Below are 16,542 nucleotides of genomic sequence, written 5' to 3'. Positions count from 1 at the left end.
GCTCAAGAAACCGTTTCCGCGCTCAACAGAAGCGGACTCGCGCTCAAGAAACCGTTTCCGCGCTCAACAGAAGCGGACTCGCGCTCAAGAAACCGTTTCCGCGCTCAACAGAAGCGGATTCGCGCTCAAGAAACCGTTTCCGCGCTCAAAACAAGCGAGGATGCGCTCAAAATAGGTAAGGAAAGGTGGTCCAATTTCATGGGAGGGAAACTGACGTTCATTAGCGGCGGCGTGCGGAGCGGCAAAAGTGCATTCGCGGAGAAGGTGCTCGTTGAAGACGCCGCAAATTGCGGCGGCAGGCTCGTCTATATCGCTTCCGGTCGCGCGGTCGATAAGGAAATGGAGCAGCGGATTGAAAAGCATAAGCTGGACCGGGCGCACGCGAGCTGGACGACGATTGAACAGCCGGTCGACTTTGCCGGAGCCTTGCCGTTCATTCAACCAAACGATTTCGTCCTATGGGATTGCTTAACGACGTGGCTGGCGAACGAACTATACGAGGAACAGGACGGTACATACTGCATCCATAAGGAAGGGTGCATGGAACAAAAAGCAGTTCAGCTACTCGAAACCGTAGAAAAACTTCGAAACAGGGGAGCGCATTTCATCATCGTTTCAAATGAAGTGCTGGACGAACCAACCTCAATGTACGAAGAGACACAAACATACTGCAAGTGGATCGGCAAGTTGCATCAACATCTCGTCAGCTTAAGCGATGACGCGATTGAGATGGACTACGGGCTGCCGCTTTATTGGAAAAAGGAAGGGCAGGTGGCTGTGCGATGAAAGGGATCATGGTGATGGGAACGGCTTCAGATGTCGGAAAGACGATGATCTGCACGGCGTTATGCCGGCTGCTTTCAGACGAAGGGATGCGGGTCGCCCCATTCAAATCGCAGAACATGTCGCGATTTTCCGCAACGACGGAAGACGGGAAAGAGATGAGCCGGGCGCAGTTTTTGCAGGCGGAAGCGGCGCGGACGAAACCTGTCATCGAAATGAATCCAATTTTGTTGAAGCCGTTGGGCAATATGAAATCGGATGTCCGATTTTTCGGAGAGACGTTCGAAGCGGTGGATGGAATGGAATACCGGACGCAGTTTTTCGACCGTGCTCTACAAGCAATCCGGACTTCGCTTGATCGGCTAGCGGACTCGTTTGACATACTCGTCATTGAAGGAGCGGGAAGTCCTGCCGAAGTGAACTTGAACGATCGGGAAATTGTCAATATGCGTATGGCGGATATGGCGGACGTTCCTGTGCTGCTCGTCGCGGATATCGACAGGGGCGGCGCGATCGCTTCGATTGTCGGGACGCTTCAATTGCTGGCGCCGGAGCACCGGACCCGCGTAAAAGGGATCCTCATCAATAAATTCCACGGGGACGCCGCTTTATTCCAGGAAGGTGTCGACTTTATCGAATCATACACCGGCATTCGCGTCGTCGGGGTCATTCCGCATAAGATGAATCACGGGATCGAAGAGGAAGACGTGGACCGGCCGATGACTGAGGCGCCGGCCGGAACGGATGTATACGATGCTTGGGCGGAACATGTGAAAGCGCATGTCGATTGGCCGTTCGTCCTGTCGGTCATCGCGGGGCAGGTGGACTGATGTGAACGGATTGTTGCTCGCACTTCAATTTTTCACGTCCATCCCAATCCGGAAAGAACTGCCGATGGAACGGAAAGACGTGACGGGCATGTATGTCGCCTTGCCGTTTGTCGGGGGGCTCATCGGACTTGCGATGTTTGGTGTTGCGATGCTCTTTGTGGACGTTATCGGCACAGGCTCGCTGCTTGCCGCGGTTTTCGTCGTCGTGGCAGGCATCGCGCTGACGGGCGGCCTGCATTTGGATGGTTTCGCTGACATGGGAGACGCGTTTTTTTCGTATCGCGATCGTGAAAAACGGTTGGAAATTTTAGACGATCCGCGGATCGGCGCGTTCGGTACGATGGCACTCGTCCTGTTGGTCATTGTGAAAATCGCTTTGTTTCAAGAATTGCTTCATCGCAACGGCGTGCTGCTGCCGTACTTTATCGCTGTCCCGTTACTGGCACGTGCCGGCATGAACGTCTACTTTTCAACGACGCGCCTTGCGAAGGAGAAAGGAATTGCGCACTTCTTCAAGGAGAAACTGGCAACGGGTACGTTGAATGCGTCGTCGTTCGGCATAGGACTTGCGGTTGCCATTGCACTTGGATTTGTCCTTCATTCCAATATTTTGCCTGTCGTTTTCCTTATTGTTGTAAGTGGAGCTGTATTCCTTTTCAGAAGTTGGTCGTTGAAGCATTTCGGCGGCGTTTCGGGTGACTTATGCGGGGCGTTCATCGAAGGGACGGAGGCGTTGTTATGGCTAGCGATCATCATTTGTATTTGATTCGGCACTTGCCGACGTTTGGAAACCGCGAGAAGAAATATATCGGGTGGACGGATGAGCCGATGGAACCGATGAGCGATATGGCTCGGACAATTCCGATGCCTGAAAGCGGAATCGTTTATGGGAGCGATCTGCAGAGGGCGAGGCAAAGTGCGGCGTTGTTAATGCCTGGTTCGTCCTATATAGCAGATGCAAGATTGCGTGAATGCCATTTCGGCGATTTTGAAGGGAAAACGTATGCCGACCTTGAAATGGATAAGGACTACCGGAACTGGCTCGATGATCCGCATATGTTTGCACCGCGTGGCGGGGAAAGCCTTGCGGACGTAGAGCGTCGTGTAATGGATGCATTGATTTCATTGCCGAATGGAGCTGTTGTCGTCACGCATGGCGGCCCAATCCGTATTGCGCTTACGAAATTTTCACCTGCCCTACGGGATTTCTGGTCATGGCAAATTCCGCACAGGTCGGTTTGGAAGTTCGAATGGCGCAATCACAATGAAATGAAGGAGGGCAAGCGATGCGTATCATTGTCGGAGGTGCCCATAACGGGAAAAGGGAGTATGTGAGAAGGATGCTTGCAAATGTTCCGCATCAATGGCTCGATTGTTCCGTCGGTAGGTTGGAATTTCCGGCAGATGTGACGGTCGTCATCGATCGTATCGAGCAATGGCTTGCGCAGACGGAACTGCCTGAAGCCGATGCGGTGGAATTCATATTGAAATCGATCGGAGGCAAGGACGTCATTTTCATTTTGACCGACATCGGACGGGGCATCGTGCCGATGGATGCAGAACAGCGGAAGCTGCGCGATGCTTGCGGCAGGCTGTATCAGCGGTTGATGGCGCAGGCGGATGACGTCACGAGGATTTGGTACGGGCTTGCACAAACATTGAAGAAAAGGGGAGAAAGCATATGAAAATCTATACGAAAACCGGAGATAAAGGGAAAACGAGCCTAATTGGGGGCCGAGTTGACAAAGACAGTGCCCGCATTGAAGCGTACGGGACGATGGATGAATTGAACTCGTTCATCGGGAAAGCGATGACGGAGCTTGAAGGCGATAGGTTCACGGATTTGCTTGCGGATTTGGAAGCGATTCAGAATGAATTATTCGACGGCGGCGGAGATTTGGCAAATGTCATGAAAGAACGCCATTACAAGCTGACAGAAGAGCCGATCGAAGTGCTTGAGAAGAGGATCGACGAGTTGATGGAAGAAGCGCCGCCGCTTGAGAAATTCATACTACCCGGTGGATCTCCTGCTGCCGCGACGTTGCATATCGCGCGTACGGTGACGCGCCGTGCGGAACGGTTGACGGTGACGTTGATGAAAGCGGAGGAAGATGTGCCGGCGACTGTTCAAAAGTACTTGAACCGCCTATCGGATTATCTTTTCGTCGCGGCACGCATCGTCAATGCGCGTCTTGGCGTTCCTGATAATGAATACGTCCGCAGTGCAAAAGTGTTCCGGACGGGTAAAGAGAAAGCGGAAAAGAAAGAGGATTGACATGAAACTTAGAAAAATTACGCTCACCGCTTTATTTGCTGCACTTTGCGCGGTGGGCGGATTCATTAAAATTCCGTCCGGCGTCGGCTCTTTAGCGCTTGATACGGTACCGGCACTGCTTGCGGCATCTTTCTTGCCGCCCGTGCTCGTCGGAGCCGCTTCGATGACGGGCCATCTCGCGTCCGCGATGTACGCGGGCTTTCCGCTCGGTCCATTCCATATCCTGATCGCGATTGAAATGATGATCATCCTTTATGTTTTCACGCGTCTCCATCAAGCGGGACACCACTCCACAAAGTGGGTGTTCTTCATTGTTGCGAACGGGTTGCTTGCACCGCTGCCATTTTATTTTCTCGTGTCGCCAGCGTTTTTTGTTGGGGCGGTGCCTGCAATATTATTGGCAACAGTCATGAATGCTGTAGTAGCGGCAGTTGTCATGCCGGTACTTTCTAAAGCGGCAAGCGGCAGATTTGGGATTGTCCGATGAGAAATGCAATTATGCTCGGCGATGGATTCGTTGTCACGACGGATAATTCGGGCGGCATCGGGGAGAAGCCGCAAGACGTTGTCGCGGTTCCGGATCAAGTGACGGCACATTTCGCCGCCCGCGTTGCGTTGCTTGAGCAGTGGGCTGCGCAGGCGGATCCGATTTCCGTACTTATTCACAATTTTACCGGACCGGACAGCTGGGAGTCTTACGTGGCAGGAGTGGAAGATGTTTTCCGGGACGCCGGGCTTGAAATTCCTGTAATCTCAGGCAGCACGGAAACGAATATGGAGCTCATACAATCGGCGGTTGCCGTCACGATGATCGGGAGGCAGCGGCTTGTTGAGGAAATTGGTAGGCTGGATTGGTACGTCTACGGCATTCCGCTTGTCGGGAATGAAGTGCTCGAGAGAAGGAGCGAAATCGCATCGCTTCGGCTAATCAAGGATGCGATGGACGATGGGTTGATTCAAAAAATCTGGCCGGTCGGTTCGCAAGGGATTCTTGCGGAATACAGAAGGTTGATGGGGGATCCCCAGATCGAAATTGAAACGGATGTCGATATTCATTCATCGGCAGGACCTTCAACATCGGTGCTTCTCGGCATTGACGCCCATGCTATCAAAAAAGCCCGTCAGTTGTTTGTTGGATCCCTTTATAAGATCAATGAAATTAACAGTTTTCGGGATGGAATATGACCGGAAGCTGTTTTTGATGTTGAAACAAACACACCTGCGTCCAAAACAAGCATCCTCGCGTCCAAAGCGAGTCCCCCAGCGTCCAAAACAAGCATCCTCGCGTCCAAAGCGCATCCCGCGTCCAAAACAAGCATCCTCGCGTCTAAACGCGCCCCCTGCGTCCAAAACAAGCATCCTCGCGTCTAAAGCGCCCCCCTGCGCTCAAAGCAAGCACCCTAGCGTCTAAAGTGCATCCACACAAGCCCTATGTAATCTCCCTCATGTCAATAAACTCACATTCTTAATGCTCTAAAAATTATCCCTACATAAAAATTTACGTTGACTGAATGCTCATTCATAACTTAGACTATGAAATAGAACATCGACACAATACTTATTTTCTACTACACTATTCATAACGTTCCGATAAGGGAAGGAGAGAATATAAGATGAATGCTTTATTGATAGCCAATTGGGTTCTTTTCTTGGCGGTTGTGGCATATGCGCTTGCATTGTTCACGTATTTGATCAAGACACGGGTCGAATTCATAAAGCTTGGGCGGAAGGAAGAGTTCGACAATAATGTATCCCGCCGTCTGAAAGAAGTTTGGGTGAATGTGTTCGGGCAGAAAAAGCTATTGAAGGATAAGAAAAGTGGAGCGATCCACGTCATGTTCTTCTATGGATTCCTGCTCGTCCAATTTGGGGCGATCGACCTCATCTGGAAAGGGCTGAAGCCTGGATCGCATTTACCATTTGGGCCGATTTACGGCGGATTCACGTTTTTCCAGGAAATCGTTGTAGCTGTCATTTTGGTCGCGGTCGTCTGGGCGTTTCAACGTCGTTATGTTGAAAAGCTTGTCCGCTTGAAGCGAGGCTGGAAATCAGGGCTCGTCCTTATTTTCATCGGCACGCTGATGGTGTCGACGCTCGTATCCAATGGCATGAACATGATTTGGCAAGGGCATGAACCGACGTGGACAGAGCCTATGGCGTCTGCAATTGCAAGCGTTTTCAGCTTCATGAGCCCGACAGCCGCTGCAGTCGTATTCTTCATCGCTTGGTGGATTCACTTGCTGACATTGCTTACATTCCTCGTGTACGTGCCGCAATCAAAGCATGCGCACTTGATCGCAGGTCCTGTCAATACGTATATGATGCGTTTTGACCGTAGAGGCAAGCTTGCGCCGATCGACTTCGAAGCGCTTGAAGAAGCGGAAGACGAAGATGATATGCCTGCGCTCGGAGTAGGCAAAATCACCGATTTCACGCAAAAGCAGATGATCGACTTCTACGCATGCGTGGAATGTGGACGCTGTACGAATATGTGTCCAGCAACCGGGACGGGCAAGATGCTGTCTCCGATGGATTTGATTACAAAACTACGTGACAATCTGACGAATACAGGTGCACTCGTTACGAAGAAACAGCCGTGGGTGCCGACATTTGCTTTCGGAAACACGAAAGGGAATCAAATTGCATTGGCTGCAGGTTTGGAAGGCGCGACGCTCGACGATATTTACAACCCATCCCTCATCGGCGATGTGATCACTGAAGAGGAAATTTGGGCATGTACGACGTGCCGTAACTGTGAAGACCAATGTCCGGTCATGAACGAGCATGTCGACAAAATTATCGACCTCCGCCGTTATCTCGTCATGACGGAAGGGAAGATGGATGCGGATGCGCAGCGTGCGATGACGAATATCGAACGCCAAGGGAATCCGTGGGGGCTTAACCGAAAAGAGAAGGAGAACTGGCGCGACGCACGTCCGGATCTTCATATTCCGACAGTGAAGGAAATGAAGAAGGCGGATGAAGAATTCGAATTCCTATTCTGGGTCGGCTCAATGGGTGCTTTCGACAATCGTTCGCAAAAGATTGCACTCGCATTTGCGCATCTTATGAACGAAGCGGGCGTCAAATTCGCCATCCTTGGGAATAAAGAGAAGAACTCCGGTGATACACCGAGACGTTTAGGGAATGAGTTTTTATTCCAAGAACTTGCAACATCGAATATCGACGAATTTGAAAAGGCAGGCGTCAAAAAAATCGTCACGATCGACCCGCATGCATATAATATTTTTAAGAACGAATATCCGGATTTCGGCTTCAAGGCGGAAGTGCTCCACCATACCGAAATGCTGTATGACCTTGTCATGCAAGGGAAGCTGAAGCCAGTGCATGAAATCAATGAAACGATCACGTTCCATGACTCATGCTACCTCGGAAGATATAACGATGTGTACGATGCACCGCGAGAAATCCTCAAAGCGATTCCGGGCGTCAACCTTGTGGAGATGAAGCGGAACCGCCAGGACGGCATGTGCTGCGGAGCGGGCGGCGGACTCATGTGGATGGAAGAGGATACCGGCCACCGCGTCAACGTTGCGCGTACGGAACAGGCGATGGAAGTGAGCCCAGGCATCATTTCCTCTGGATGTCCTTACTGCTTGACGATGCTTTCAGACGGTACGAAAGCAATCGAAGTGGAAGACAAAGTCGGCACGTACGACATCGCAGAATTGCTCGAGCGTTCTATTTTCGGCGGAGACTTCCAACCGGCAGTCGTGGAGGAAGAAGAGCCGATTCTTCAGTAAAGTATATTGCGAGAGTTTGGAAAGAACGATATAATTAAGAAAATTGGGAGCGTAAAAGCTTCATGAAAAAAGGGGAGTCTACGTGCTCCCTTTTTTTTCGAACAGTCACCGAGCGAGCGTTCAGTCATCGCTCTCTGCAGTAAAATGAAAACGTTATCATGCTGAAATGGAGGAGAAGGGAATGGGAAAAACAGTCATCTTGGACGGGGCACGTACGCCGTTCGGAAAGTTTGGCGGTGCTTTATCCACAAAAACAGCTAGTGATCTAGGCGGAATTGCCATTAAGGAAGCATTGAAACGGTCGGGTGTGAAAGAAGAGGAAGTCGATGAAGTGATCATCGGAACGGTGCTGCAAGCGGGGCAGGGGCAAATCCCTTCGAGGCAGGCGGCAGTGAAGGCGGGGCTTCCATGGTCCGTGAAAACCGAGACGGTGAATAAAGTATGCGCATCTGGCATGCGCAGTGTCACGCTCGGGGACCAGCTCATCCGGCTCGGGGACGAAGAAGTAATCGTTGCGGGCGGCATGGAATCGATGTCGAACGCGCCATATTATTTGCCGAAAGGGCGATTCGGATTGAAGATGGGCGATGCTCCTTTGGTCGACGGCATGATCTATGACGGCCTGTCCTGTTCATTTTCACCGGAACGCGTCCATATGGGGACGTATGGCAACGGTACGGCGAGCGAGTTTTCATTGACACGCGAAATGCAGGACGAATGGTCGCTGCGCAGTCACGAACGGGCGAATGCAGCGATTGACGAAGGGAAATTTGCGGAGGAAATCGTCGCGGTGGAAATTCCGCAGCGGAAAGGGGACCCGGTCGTCGTCGATACGGACGAAGCGCCGCGTCGCGATACGTCTCTCGAATCGCTTGCGAAACTGCGTCCTGCATTCGGCAACGACGGTACGATCACGGCAGGTAACGCGCCAGGCGTCAATGACGGGGCGTGTGCACTCGTCCTCATGAATGAAGAACGTGCATTGAAGGAAGGGAAAAAACCTCTCGCAACGATTATCGGTCACGCCGAAGTCGCCATCGAGCCGGAAAACTTCCCGCAGACGCCAGGCCTCGTCATTAATGAATTGCTGAAGAAGACGGGCAAAGAATTGAAGGACATTGATTTAGTTGAAATAAACGAAGCTTTCGCGGCAGTCGCTCTCGCAAGCTCGCAAATCGCGGGCCTCGATCCTGAAAAAGTGAATGTCAACGGTGGAGCAGTCGCACTTGGCCATCCGATCGGCGCAAGCGGAGCACGGATCATCTTGACGCTCGCTTACGAACTGAAACGTCGCGGAGGCGGCATCGGGATTGCAGCGATCTGTTCAGGCGGTGGGCAAGGCGACGCGATTATGATTGAAGTGGAATAAATGCGGAGACGGAGGAACTTCATTATGGAAATCAAAAAAGTGATGGTCATCGGAGCTGGGCAAATGGGCGGGGGCATCGCCCAAGTGTGTGCGCAAGCCGGTTTCGACGTGAAATTGAACGATATAAAAGAGGAGTCCTATGAGAAAGGGCTTGCGGTCATTGCGAAAAATCTTTCCCGTAACGTCGAAAAAGAGCGCATGACGGAAGATGAAAAAACGCAAGTCCTCGGGCGCATTACAAAGTCGCTCGATCTAGAGGACGCACACGACGTCGACATCGTCATCGAGGCGGCGGTCGAAAATATGGACATTAAGAAATCAATCTTTGTGAAGCTTGATGGGATTGCACCAGCACATGCCATCCTCGCAACAAATACATCATCCCTTCCGATTACGGAAATCGCAGCGGCGACGAATCGTCCGGAAAACGTCATCGGCATGCATTATATGAACCCGGTGCCCGTCATGAAGCTCGTTGAAATTATTCGCGGGCTTGCGACGTCCGATGAAGTGTATCAGGCTGTCGAGGACATGACTCGTAAACTATCGAAAACGCCTGTTGAAGTGAATGACTTCCCGGGATTCGTCGCGAACCGCGTCCTTATGCCGATGATCAATGAGGCGATCTACACGCTGTATGAAGGCGTTGCATCGAAGGAAGCGATCGATGAAGTGATGAAGCTTGGCATGAACCACCCGATGGGACCGTTGCAATTGGCTGATTTCATCGGACTCGACACATGCCTGTACATTATGGAAACGCTCCACGAAGGGTTTGGCGACTCGAAATACCGTCCTTGCCCGCTGCTTCGAAAGTATGTCAATGCAGGCTGGCTCGGCAAAAAATCCGGCCGCGGCTTCTATGAATATTCATAATGTGAAGAGCGCTTGATAAGTCTAAGGTCATTAAATGACGATAACTTGCGGAAGTTGACCGATAAAATTGTGAACTTGACCGATATTCGATCGTATATGACCGATAAAATTGTGAACTTGACCGATAACTCACCGGATTTGACCGATAACAAGCGAATAGTACGTTAAGTAAAGGAGTTAATTCCAATGAATTTAACATTCACCGAAGAACAGCAGATGATGCGCACGATGGTGAGGGATTTTGCGAAATCGGAAATCGAGCCGTTCATTCCACGGATGGAAGCGGGGGAGTTTCCGCGTGAAATCTTAAAGAAAATGGGCGAGCTTGGATTGATGGGCATTACCGTTCCTGAAAAATATGGCGGCTCCGAGATGGACTTTGTTTCTTATATCATCGCCATCCACGAACTGTCAAAAGTGAGCGCGGTCATGGGCGTCATTCTTTCCGTCCACACATCCGTCGGCACGAACCCGATCATGTATTTCGGCAATGAAGAGCAGAAAAACCGCTACTTGCCGAAAATGGCGTCTGGCGAATACTTAGGTGCGTTCTGCCTGACAGAGCCTGGAGCAGGATCGGACGCCGGCTCATTGAAAACGAAAGCTGTGAACAAAGGCGATCATTACGTACTGAACGGCTCGAAAGTGTTCATTACGAACGGCGGGGAGGCGGACGTGTATATCGTCTTCGCCTCAACCGATCCGTCGCAAGGGACGTACGGCATTACAGGCTTCATCGTCGATAAAGACACCCCGGGCTTGATCATCGGAAAAGATGAAGAAAAGATGGGCCTTCATGGATCGCGAACCGTGCAGCTTACATTCGAAGATATGAAAGTGCCCGCGGAGAACCGTCTCGGTGAAGAGGGAGAGGGTTTCAAAATCGCAATGGCGAACCTCGACGTCGGCCGGATCGGCATCGCAGCACAGGCGCTCGGCATCGGTGAAGCGGCGCTCGAAGCGGCTACATCATATGCGAAGGAGCGCGTACAGTTCGGGAAACCGATCGTTGCGAACCAAGGAGTCGGCTTCAAATTAGCGGACATGGCGACCGCATCCGAAGCATCGAGACTCCTCGTCTACCGCGCCGCTCAACTTCGCGCTGAAGGAAAGCCATGCGGCCAAGAGGCATCGATGGCGAAATTGTTCGCGTCACAAACCGCAATGGATAATGCAATCGAGGCGGTCCAAATTTTTGGCGGCTACGGCTACACCGAAGATTACCCGGTCGAACGCTACTTCCGCGACGCCAAAGTAACGCAAATCTACGAAGGCACAAGCGAAATCCAACGCATCGTCATCAATAAGCATTTAACGAAGTGAAAATAGAGAAAATCTACCTATAGGAGGAAGTTGACATGGATTTTAGATTATCGGAAGAGCATGAAATGATTCGGAAAATGGTGCGTGATTTCGCGGAGAAGGATGTTGCACCGACTGCTGCGGAACGCGATGAGGAAGAGCGCTTCGATATGGATATTTGGAATAAGATGGCTGAGCTCGGGCTGACGGGAATTCCTTGGCCTGAAGAATATGGCGGCATCGGCAGCGATTATCTTGCGTATTGCATCGCGGTAGAGGAATTGTCACGCGTCTGTGCGTCGACTGGGGTTACATTATCCGCGCACACATCACTCGCTGGATGGCCGGTATACAAATTCGGTACGGAAGAGCAAAAGCAGAAGTATCTTCGTCCGATGGCGGAAGGAAAGAAAATTGGTGCGTACGGTTTGACGGAGCCGGGTTCAGGTTCTGATGCTGGCGGCATGCGTACGACTGCGAAGCTTGATGGTAACGATTACGTTCTGAACGGCTCGAAGATTTTCATTACAAACGGCGGAATTGCCGACATTTATATCGTGTTCGCAGTAACTGATCCGGAATCGAAGCATAAAGGCACAAGCGCATTCATCGTCGAGAAGGACTTCGCAGGCTTCTCGGTCGGGAAGAAGGAGAAGAAGCTCGGCATCCGTTCATCTCCTACAACTGAAATCATGTTCGACAACTGCCGCGTGCCGAAGGAGAATATGCTAGGTGCGGAAGGCGAAGGGTTCATTATCGCGATGAAGACGTTGGACGGCGGCCGGAACGGGATTGCTGCACAAGCGGTCGGTATCGCGCAAGGAGCGCTCGACGCAGCGGTCGATTATGCGAAGGAACGCGTTCAGTTTGGTAAGCCGATTGCGGCGAATCAAGGCGTCGGCTTCAAATTGGCTGATATGGCGACGGCGACGGAAGCTTCCCGCTTGCTTACATACCAGGCGGCGTGGCTCGAATCGAACGACTTGCCGTATGGAAAAGCATCCGCGATGGCGAAACTGATGGCAGGGGATACGGCGATGAAAGTGACGACGGAAGCAGTCCAAGTGTATGGCGGCTATGGTTATACGAAGGACTATCCGGTCGAGCGATTCATGCGTGACGCGAAGATTACGCAAATCTACGAAGGAACGCAGGAAATCCAGCGTCTCGTCATCTCCCGCATGTTGACAAAATAATCGGGGGTGCATGATGCAAGTGAAACGTGAAGTGAAATCGTCTGTCAAAGATGAAGGTTTGATTGAAAAAAGGCGCGAGCAGATCATCGACGGAGCCGTCCAGCTCTTCAAGGAAAAAGGATTCCACCGGGCAACGACGAGGGAGATAGCTAAAGCAGCTGGCTTCAGCATCGGCACGCTCTATGAATATATCCGTACGAAAGAGGACGTCCTCTATCTCGTCTGTGATAGCATTTACAATGAAGTGCAAAACCGACTGTCAACATTGATGGATCAGGAAGGAAATAGTGCAGGATTACGCGAAGCGATCGATTCGTATTACCACCTGATCGACGACATGTCCGACGAATTCGTCGTCATGTACCAGGAATCGAAGTCATTGCCGAAGGACGCGCTCCAATATGTCCTCAAAAAAGAGATGGAAATGGTTGCCCTATTCAAGAATTTGCTGCTCGCATGCGTACGGTCGGGTGAATTGCGCATCGGCGAGGAGGCGGTCGACATGGCGGCTCACCACGTCGTCGTACAAGGGCAAATGTGGGCATTCCGCCGATGGGCATTGCGCGGCACCTACACAATCGATCAATTCATCGACTACCAGACAGACCAATTGTTCAAGGGAATCGTGGGGAATCAATAAAAGGGGGTTGCTATAAAATGACTACAACCGAGATTTATAAACCGAAGCATCATGTGCGTTTTGTGACGGCGTCGAGCTTGTTTGATGGGCATGACGCGTCGATCAATATTATGCGCCGTATTTTGCAGTCGACGGGGGCGGAAGTGATCCACCTCGGCCATAACCGTTCCGTAGAGGAAGTCGTCAATGCGGCGATCCAGGAAGATGTGCAAGGGATTGCGATTTCCTCCTATCAGGGAGGGCATGTTGAATACTTCAAATATATGTATGACCTGCTTCAGGAAAAAGGTGCTCCTCATATCCGCATTTACGGCGGGGGTGGCGGCGTCATCTTGCCGAAGGAAATTAAGGAATTGCATGACTACGGCATCGCTTGGATTTTCTCGCCGGAGGACGGCCGCAAGATGGGGCTGCAAGGGATGATCAACCGGATGGTGGAGGAGTGCGATTTCCTTACCGAAGTGGAAGATGAATTAGCCAATCTAGAAAAAGTGGGCACGGATAATCCTGAAGTGCTTGCCAATTTGATTACGTACGCGGAGGAAATGTATAACAAGGAAAACCGTGACGCGATTAACCTCATCCAAAAAGCTAGGGAATTATCGAAAAACACGCCTGTCCTCGGGATTACAGGTACGGGGGGAGCAGGGAAATCTTCACTCACCGACGAACTGATCCGCCGTTTCTTGCGTGAATTGCCGGATAAGAAAGTCGCCATCCTCTCGATCGACCCGACGAAGCAGAAGACGGGTGGCGCGCTGCTCGGCGACCGGATCCGCATGAACGCCATTTTCAACAAGCGCGTCTTCATGCGCAGCTTGGCGACACGCGGTTCCCGCTCCGAGCTATCGGGCGCCATTAAGGATGTGCTCGACGTCGTGAAAACGGCTGGCTACGATCTGATCATCGTTGAGACGAGCGGGATCGGGCAAGGGGATGCTGAGATTACCGAAGTATCCGACGTGTCAATGTACGTCATGACGAGCGAATTCGGTGCACCGACGCAGCTCGAGAAGATCGACATGATCGATTTCGCAGATTTGATCGTCATTAATAAATTTGAGCGGAAAGGGTCCGAAGATGCGCTTAGCCAAGTGCAGAAGCAATACCAACGGAGCCATCTCCTTTTCGATAAAGATCTCGACACGATGCCTGTCTACGGCACGATTGCGAGCCAATTCAACGACAAAGGGACGAATTCACTGTTTGCTGCACTCGTTTCGAAGTTGAATGAAAAATGCGGCCTTGATTGGGAAACTTCTTACACTGATTTTGTGAAAACGCAAAAACAGAACGTCATCATCCCGAACGACCGCGTTCATTATTTACGTGAAATCGCAAGCACAATCCGCGATTATCATAAGAAATCCGCGCAGCAAGTCGATCTTGCCCGCCGTTTATTCCAACTGGAGGGCGCGATTGAGGCGGTGAATGAAAAATCGCCTGACAATGCGCTCGTCGCTTCGCTTGAATCATTGGCGGAAAGTGTGCGTGAAGAGCTTTCTGGGGAATCAAAGCGGATTCTCAACAACTGGGAAACTTTGAAAGAATCGTATGCGGGTGATGAGTTCATTACGAAAATCCGTGATAAAGAGCTTCGCACTCTGCTAACGACGACAAGTTTGTCAGGGTTGAAGATTCCGAAAGTGTCATTGCCGAAATTCAAGGATTATGGCGAGATTCTTCGCTGGGTGTACAAAGAGAATGTCCCGGGCTCATTCCCATATACAGCAGGAGTGTTCCCGTTCAAGCGGGAAGGCGAGGATCCGAAACGCCAATTTGCGGGAGAAGGGACGCCGGAACGGACGAACCGCCGCTTCCACTACCTCTCGAAAGATGATGACGCAAAACGGCTGTCCACAGCATTCGACTCGGTCACGTTATACGGTGAAGATCCCGACGAGCGTCCGGACATTTACGGCAAAGTCGGAGAATCAGGCGTCAGCATTTGTACGCTCGAAGACATGAAAAAGCTATATGACGGCTTTGACCTATGCGCGCCGTCAACATCCGTTTCGATGACGATCAACGGTCCTGCGCCGATCATCCTTGCGATGTTCATGAATACGGCCGTCGATCAGCAAGTGAAGCTGAAAGAGGAAGAACTAGGCCGCGTGTTGACAGTCGAGGAATTCACTGAAGTCCGGAATGCGACGCTGCAAGTCGTCCGCGGAACGGTGCAAGCGGACATTCTGAAGGAAGACCAAGGGCAGAATACATGCATCTTCTCGACGGAATTCGCGCTCCGCATGATGGGCGATATCCAGCAATATTTCATCGACCAGAAAGTGCGCAACTACTACTCTGTCTCAATTTCTGGCTATCATATTGCGGAAGCCGGAGCAAATCCGATTTCGCAGCTTGCGTTCACGCTTGCGAACGGATTCACGTACGTCGAGTACTATTTGAGCCGTGGCATGAACGTCGATGATTTCGCACCGAACTTGTCGTTCTTCTTCTCGAACGGACTTGATCCGGAGTATACAGTCATCGGCCGGGTTGCTCGCCGCATTTGGGCAGTCGCCATGCGTGAAAAATATGGCGCAAATGAACGAAGCCAAAAGCTGAAGTATCACGTACAGACGTCCGGACGAAGCTTGCATGCACAAGAAATCGACTTCAACGATATCCGTACGACATTACAAGCGCTTATGGCATTGCAGGACAACTGCAACTCGCTCCATACAAATGCGTACGACGAAGCGATTACGACACCGACGGAGGAATCGGTCCGCCGTGCGATGGCGATCCAAATGATCATTACGAAGGAACACGGACTCTCGAAGAACGAAAATCCGCTCCAAGGATCTTTCATTATCGAAGAACTGACCGACCTCGTCGAAGAGTCCGTTCTACAGGAATTCGACCGTCTGAACGACCGCGGCGGCGTGCTTGGATCGATGGAAACGCAATACCAGCGAGGTAAAATCCAAGAGGAATCGATGCTCTACGAAATGAAGAAGCACTCGGGCGAACTGCCGATCATCGGCGTAAACACGTACTTGAACCCGAATCCGCCTTCCGAAGAGGACATCGACAATATGGAAATCGCCCGTGCGACGAAGGAAGAGAAAGAGACGCAAATCGCCAACTTGCGCGCCTTCCAATCGAAGCATGGCGACACGTCAGCGGAAGCGTTGAAAAAACTGCAAGAAGTCGCAATGACAGGCGGCAATATCTTCGCAGAGCTGATGGAAACCGTCAAAGTTGCAAGCCTCGGCCAAATTACGAACGCACTTTACGAAGTAGGCGGCCAATATCGCAGGAATATGTAATGAATGAAATGGGGAACGCTCAGCCTGTTGAAAAACGCTCGCATCCGTTGTTGCTCGTCTCGCTCGTCCGCTCATGAACTTTAGTTCTATTCGCGTCTTCGCTTGACTTCGCGCCTAGGCTGACAAGCGTTTTCATTCAGGCTGAGAAAGTTGCTGACCATTGCTATATACCTAAAAAAGTGTAGACAAAGTCGAAAAGATGACTTTGTCTACACTCCGGAACGCTCTTATG

The 16,542-nt window shown here is 51.3% G+C and carries 16 protein-coding genes; 15 read left to right on the top strand and 1 reads right to left on the bottom strand.

The features are described from left to right. The 8 genes from ACR65H_RS01410 to ACR65H_RS01375 form a co-directional block, all read left to right on the top strand. Window positions 1-786: bifunctional adenosylcobinamide kinase/adenosylcobinamide-phosphate guanylyltransferase (locus ACR65H_RS01410; RefSeq protein ID WP_440498269.1), on the top strand; the 786-nt coding region annotated here is incomplete at its 5' end. After that, window positions 783-1,613 carry a cobyric acid synthase gene (locus tag ACR65H_RS01405; RefSeq protein WP_440498268.1) on the top strand — a complete coding sequence of 277 codons (831 nt, stop codon included), beginning with the start codon at window positions 783-785 and terminating at the stop codon, window positions 1,611-1,613. The genes ACR65H_RS01410 and ACR65H_RS01405, both read left to right, overlap by 4 nt. Window position 1,614: 1 nt before the next feature. Then, window positions 1,615-2,379 carry an adenosylcobinamide-GDP ribazoletransferase gene (cobS, locus tag ACR65H_RS01400; RefSeq protein WP_440498267.1) on the top strand — a complete coding sequence of 255 codons (765 nt, stop codon included), beginning with the start codon at window positions 1,615-1,617 and terminating at the stop codon, window positions 2,377-2,379. Then, window positions 2,352-2,948, top strand: coding sequence for a histidine phosphatase family protein (locus tag ACR65H_RS01395; protein ID WP_440498266.1), 597 nt, complete (start codon window positions 2,352-2,354; stop codon window positions 2,946-2,948). The genes cobS and ACR65H_RS01395 overlap by 28 nt, the downstream gene beginning before the upstream one ends. After that, window positions 2,900-3,298 carry a bifunctional adenosylcobinamide kinase/adenosylcobinamide-phosphate guanylyltransferase gene (locus tag ACR65H_RS01390; protein ID WP_440498265.1) on the top strand — a complete coding sequence of 133 codons (399 nt, stop codon included), beginning with the start codon at window positions 2,900-2,902 and terminating at the stop codon, window positions 3,296-3,298. The genes ACR65H_RS01395 and ACR65H_RS01390 overlap by 49 nt, the downstream gene beginning before the upstream one ends. Further along, window positions 3,295-3,888 (top strand): cob(I)yrinic acid a,c-diamide adenosyltransferase, encoded by a 594-nt coding sequence (locus ACR65H_RS01385; RefSeq protein WP_440498264.1) that lies wholly within the window; start codon window positions 3,295-3,297, stop codon window positions 3,886-3,888. Before ACR65H_RS01390 ends, ACR65H_RS01385 begins: the two co-directional genes overlap by 4 nt. 1 nt (window position 3,889) lies before the next feature. Then, window positions 3,890-4,375 carry an ECF transporter S component gene (locus ACR65H_RS01380; protein ID WP_440498263.1) on the top strand — a complete coding sequence of 162 codons (486 nt, stop codon included), beginning with the start codon at window positions 3,890-3,892 and terminating at the stop codon, window positions 4,373-4,375. Then, window positions 4,372-5,073, top strand: coding sequence for a hypothetical protein (locus ACR65H_RS01375; protein WP_440498262.1), 702 nt, complete (start codon window positions 4,372-4,374; stop codon window positions 5,071-5,073). Before ACR65H_RS01380 ends, ACR65H_RS01375 begins: the two co-directional genes overlap by 4 nt. On the opposite strand, the gene ACR65H_RS01370 is transcribed toward ACR65H_RS01375, so the two are convergent. Further along, window positions 5,031-5,243, bottom strand: a complete 213-nt coding sequence (locus tag ACR65H_RS01370; RefSeq protein ID WP_440498261.1) for a hypothetical protein — start codon at window positions 5,241-5,243, stop codon at window positions 5,031-5,033. The two genes, ACR65H_RS01375 and ACR65H_RS01370, sit on opposite strands and share 43 nt — an antisense overlap. Window positions 5,244-5,501: 258 nt before the next feature. Between ACR65H_RS01370 and ACR65H_RS01365 the strand changes: the two genes are divergently transcribed. The 7 genes from ACR65H_RS01365 (at window position 5,502) to icmF (ending at window position 16,310) form a co-directional block, all read left to right on the top strand. Next, window positions 5,502-7,652, top strand: a complete 2,151-nt coding sequence (locus tag ACR65H_RS01365) for a (Fe-S)-binding protein (protein WP_440498260.1) — start codon at window positions 5,502-5,504, stop codon at window positions 7,650-7,652. 181 nt (window positions 7,653-7,833) lie between these two features. Next, window positions 7,834-9,021 carry an acetyl-CoA C-acetyltransferase gene (locus ACR65H_RS01360; protein ID WP_440498259.1) on the top strand — a complete coding sequence of 396 codons (1,188 nt, stop codon included), beginning with the start codon at window positions 7,834-7,836 and terminating at the stop codon, window positions 9,019-9,021. A 24-nt stretch (window positions 9,022-9,045) separates the two neighbouring features. After that, complete coding sequence (locus tag ACR65H_RS01355) at window positions 9,046-9,897, top strand: 3-hydroxybutyryl-CoA dehydrogenase (protein ID WP_440498258.1); 852 nt, start codon at window positions 9,046-9,048, stop codon at window positions 9,895-9,897. 186 nt (window positions 9,898-10,083) lie between these two features. Further along, window positions 10,084-11,220: an acyl-CoA dehydrogenase gene (locus ACR65H_RS01350; RefSeq protein WP_440498257.1), complete on the top strand. Its 1,137-nt coding sequence runs from the start codon at window positions 10,084-10,086 to the stop codon at window positions 11,218-11,220. A 35-nt stretch (window positions 11,221-11,255) separates the two neighbouring features. Continuing rightward, window positions 11,256-12,395, top strand: coding sequence for an acyl-CoA dehydrogenase (locus ACR65H_RS01345; protein WP_440498256.1), 1,140 nt, complete (start codon window positions 11,256-11,258; stop codon window positions 12,393-12,395). A 13-nt stretch (window positions 12,396-12,408) separates the two neighbouring features. Then, the gene (locus ACR65H_RS01340; protein ID WP_440498255.1) at window positions 12,409-13,035 is read left to right on the top strand and encodes a TetR/AcrR family transcriptional regulator; all 627 of its coding nucleotides are present in this window, start codon (window positions 12,409-12,411) and stop codon (window positions 13,033-13,035) included. A gap of 17 nt (window positions 13,036-13,052) precedes the next feature. Continuing rightward, a complete protein-coding gene (gene icmF / locus ACR65H_RS01335) occupies window positions 13,053-16,310 on the top strand; it encodes a fused isobutyryl-CoA mutase/GTPase IcmF (RefSeq protein WP_440498254.1) in 3,258 nt (1,085 codons plus the stop codon). Window positions 16,311-16,542: the final 232 nt, after the last annotated feature.

Source organism: Sporosarcina sp. SAFN-015, assembly GCF_059415085.1.
The sequence above is the reverse complement of the archived record's forward strand: the minus strand, read 5'-3'. Positions and strand labels throughout refer to the sequence as shown.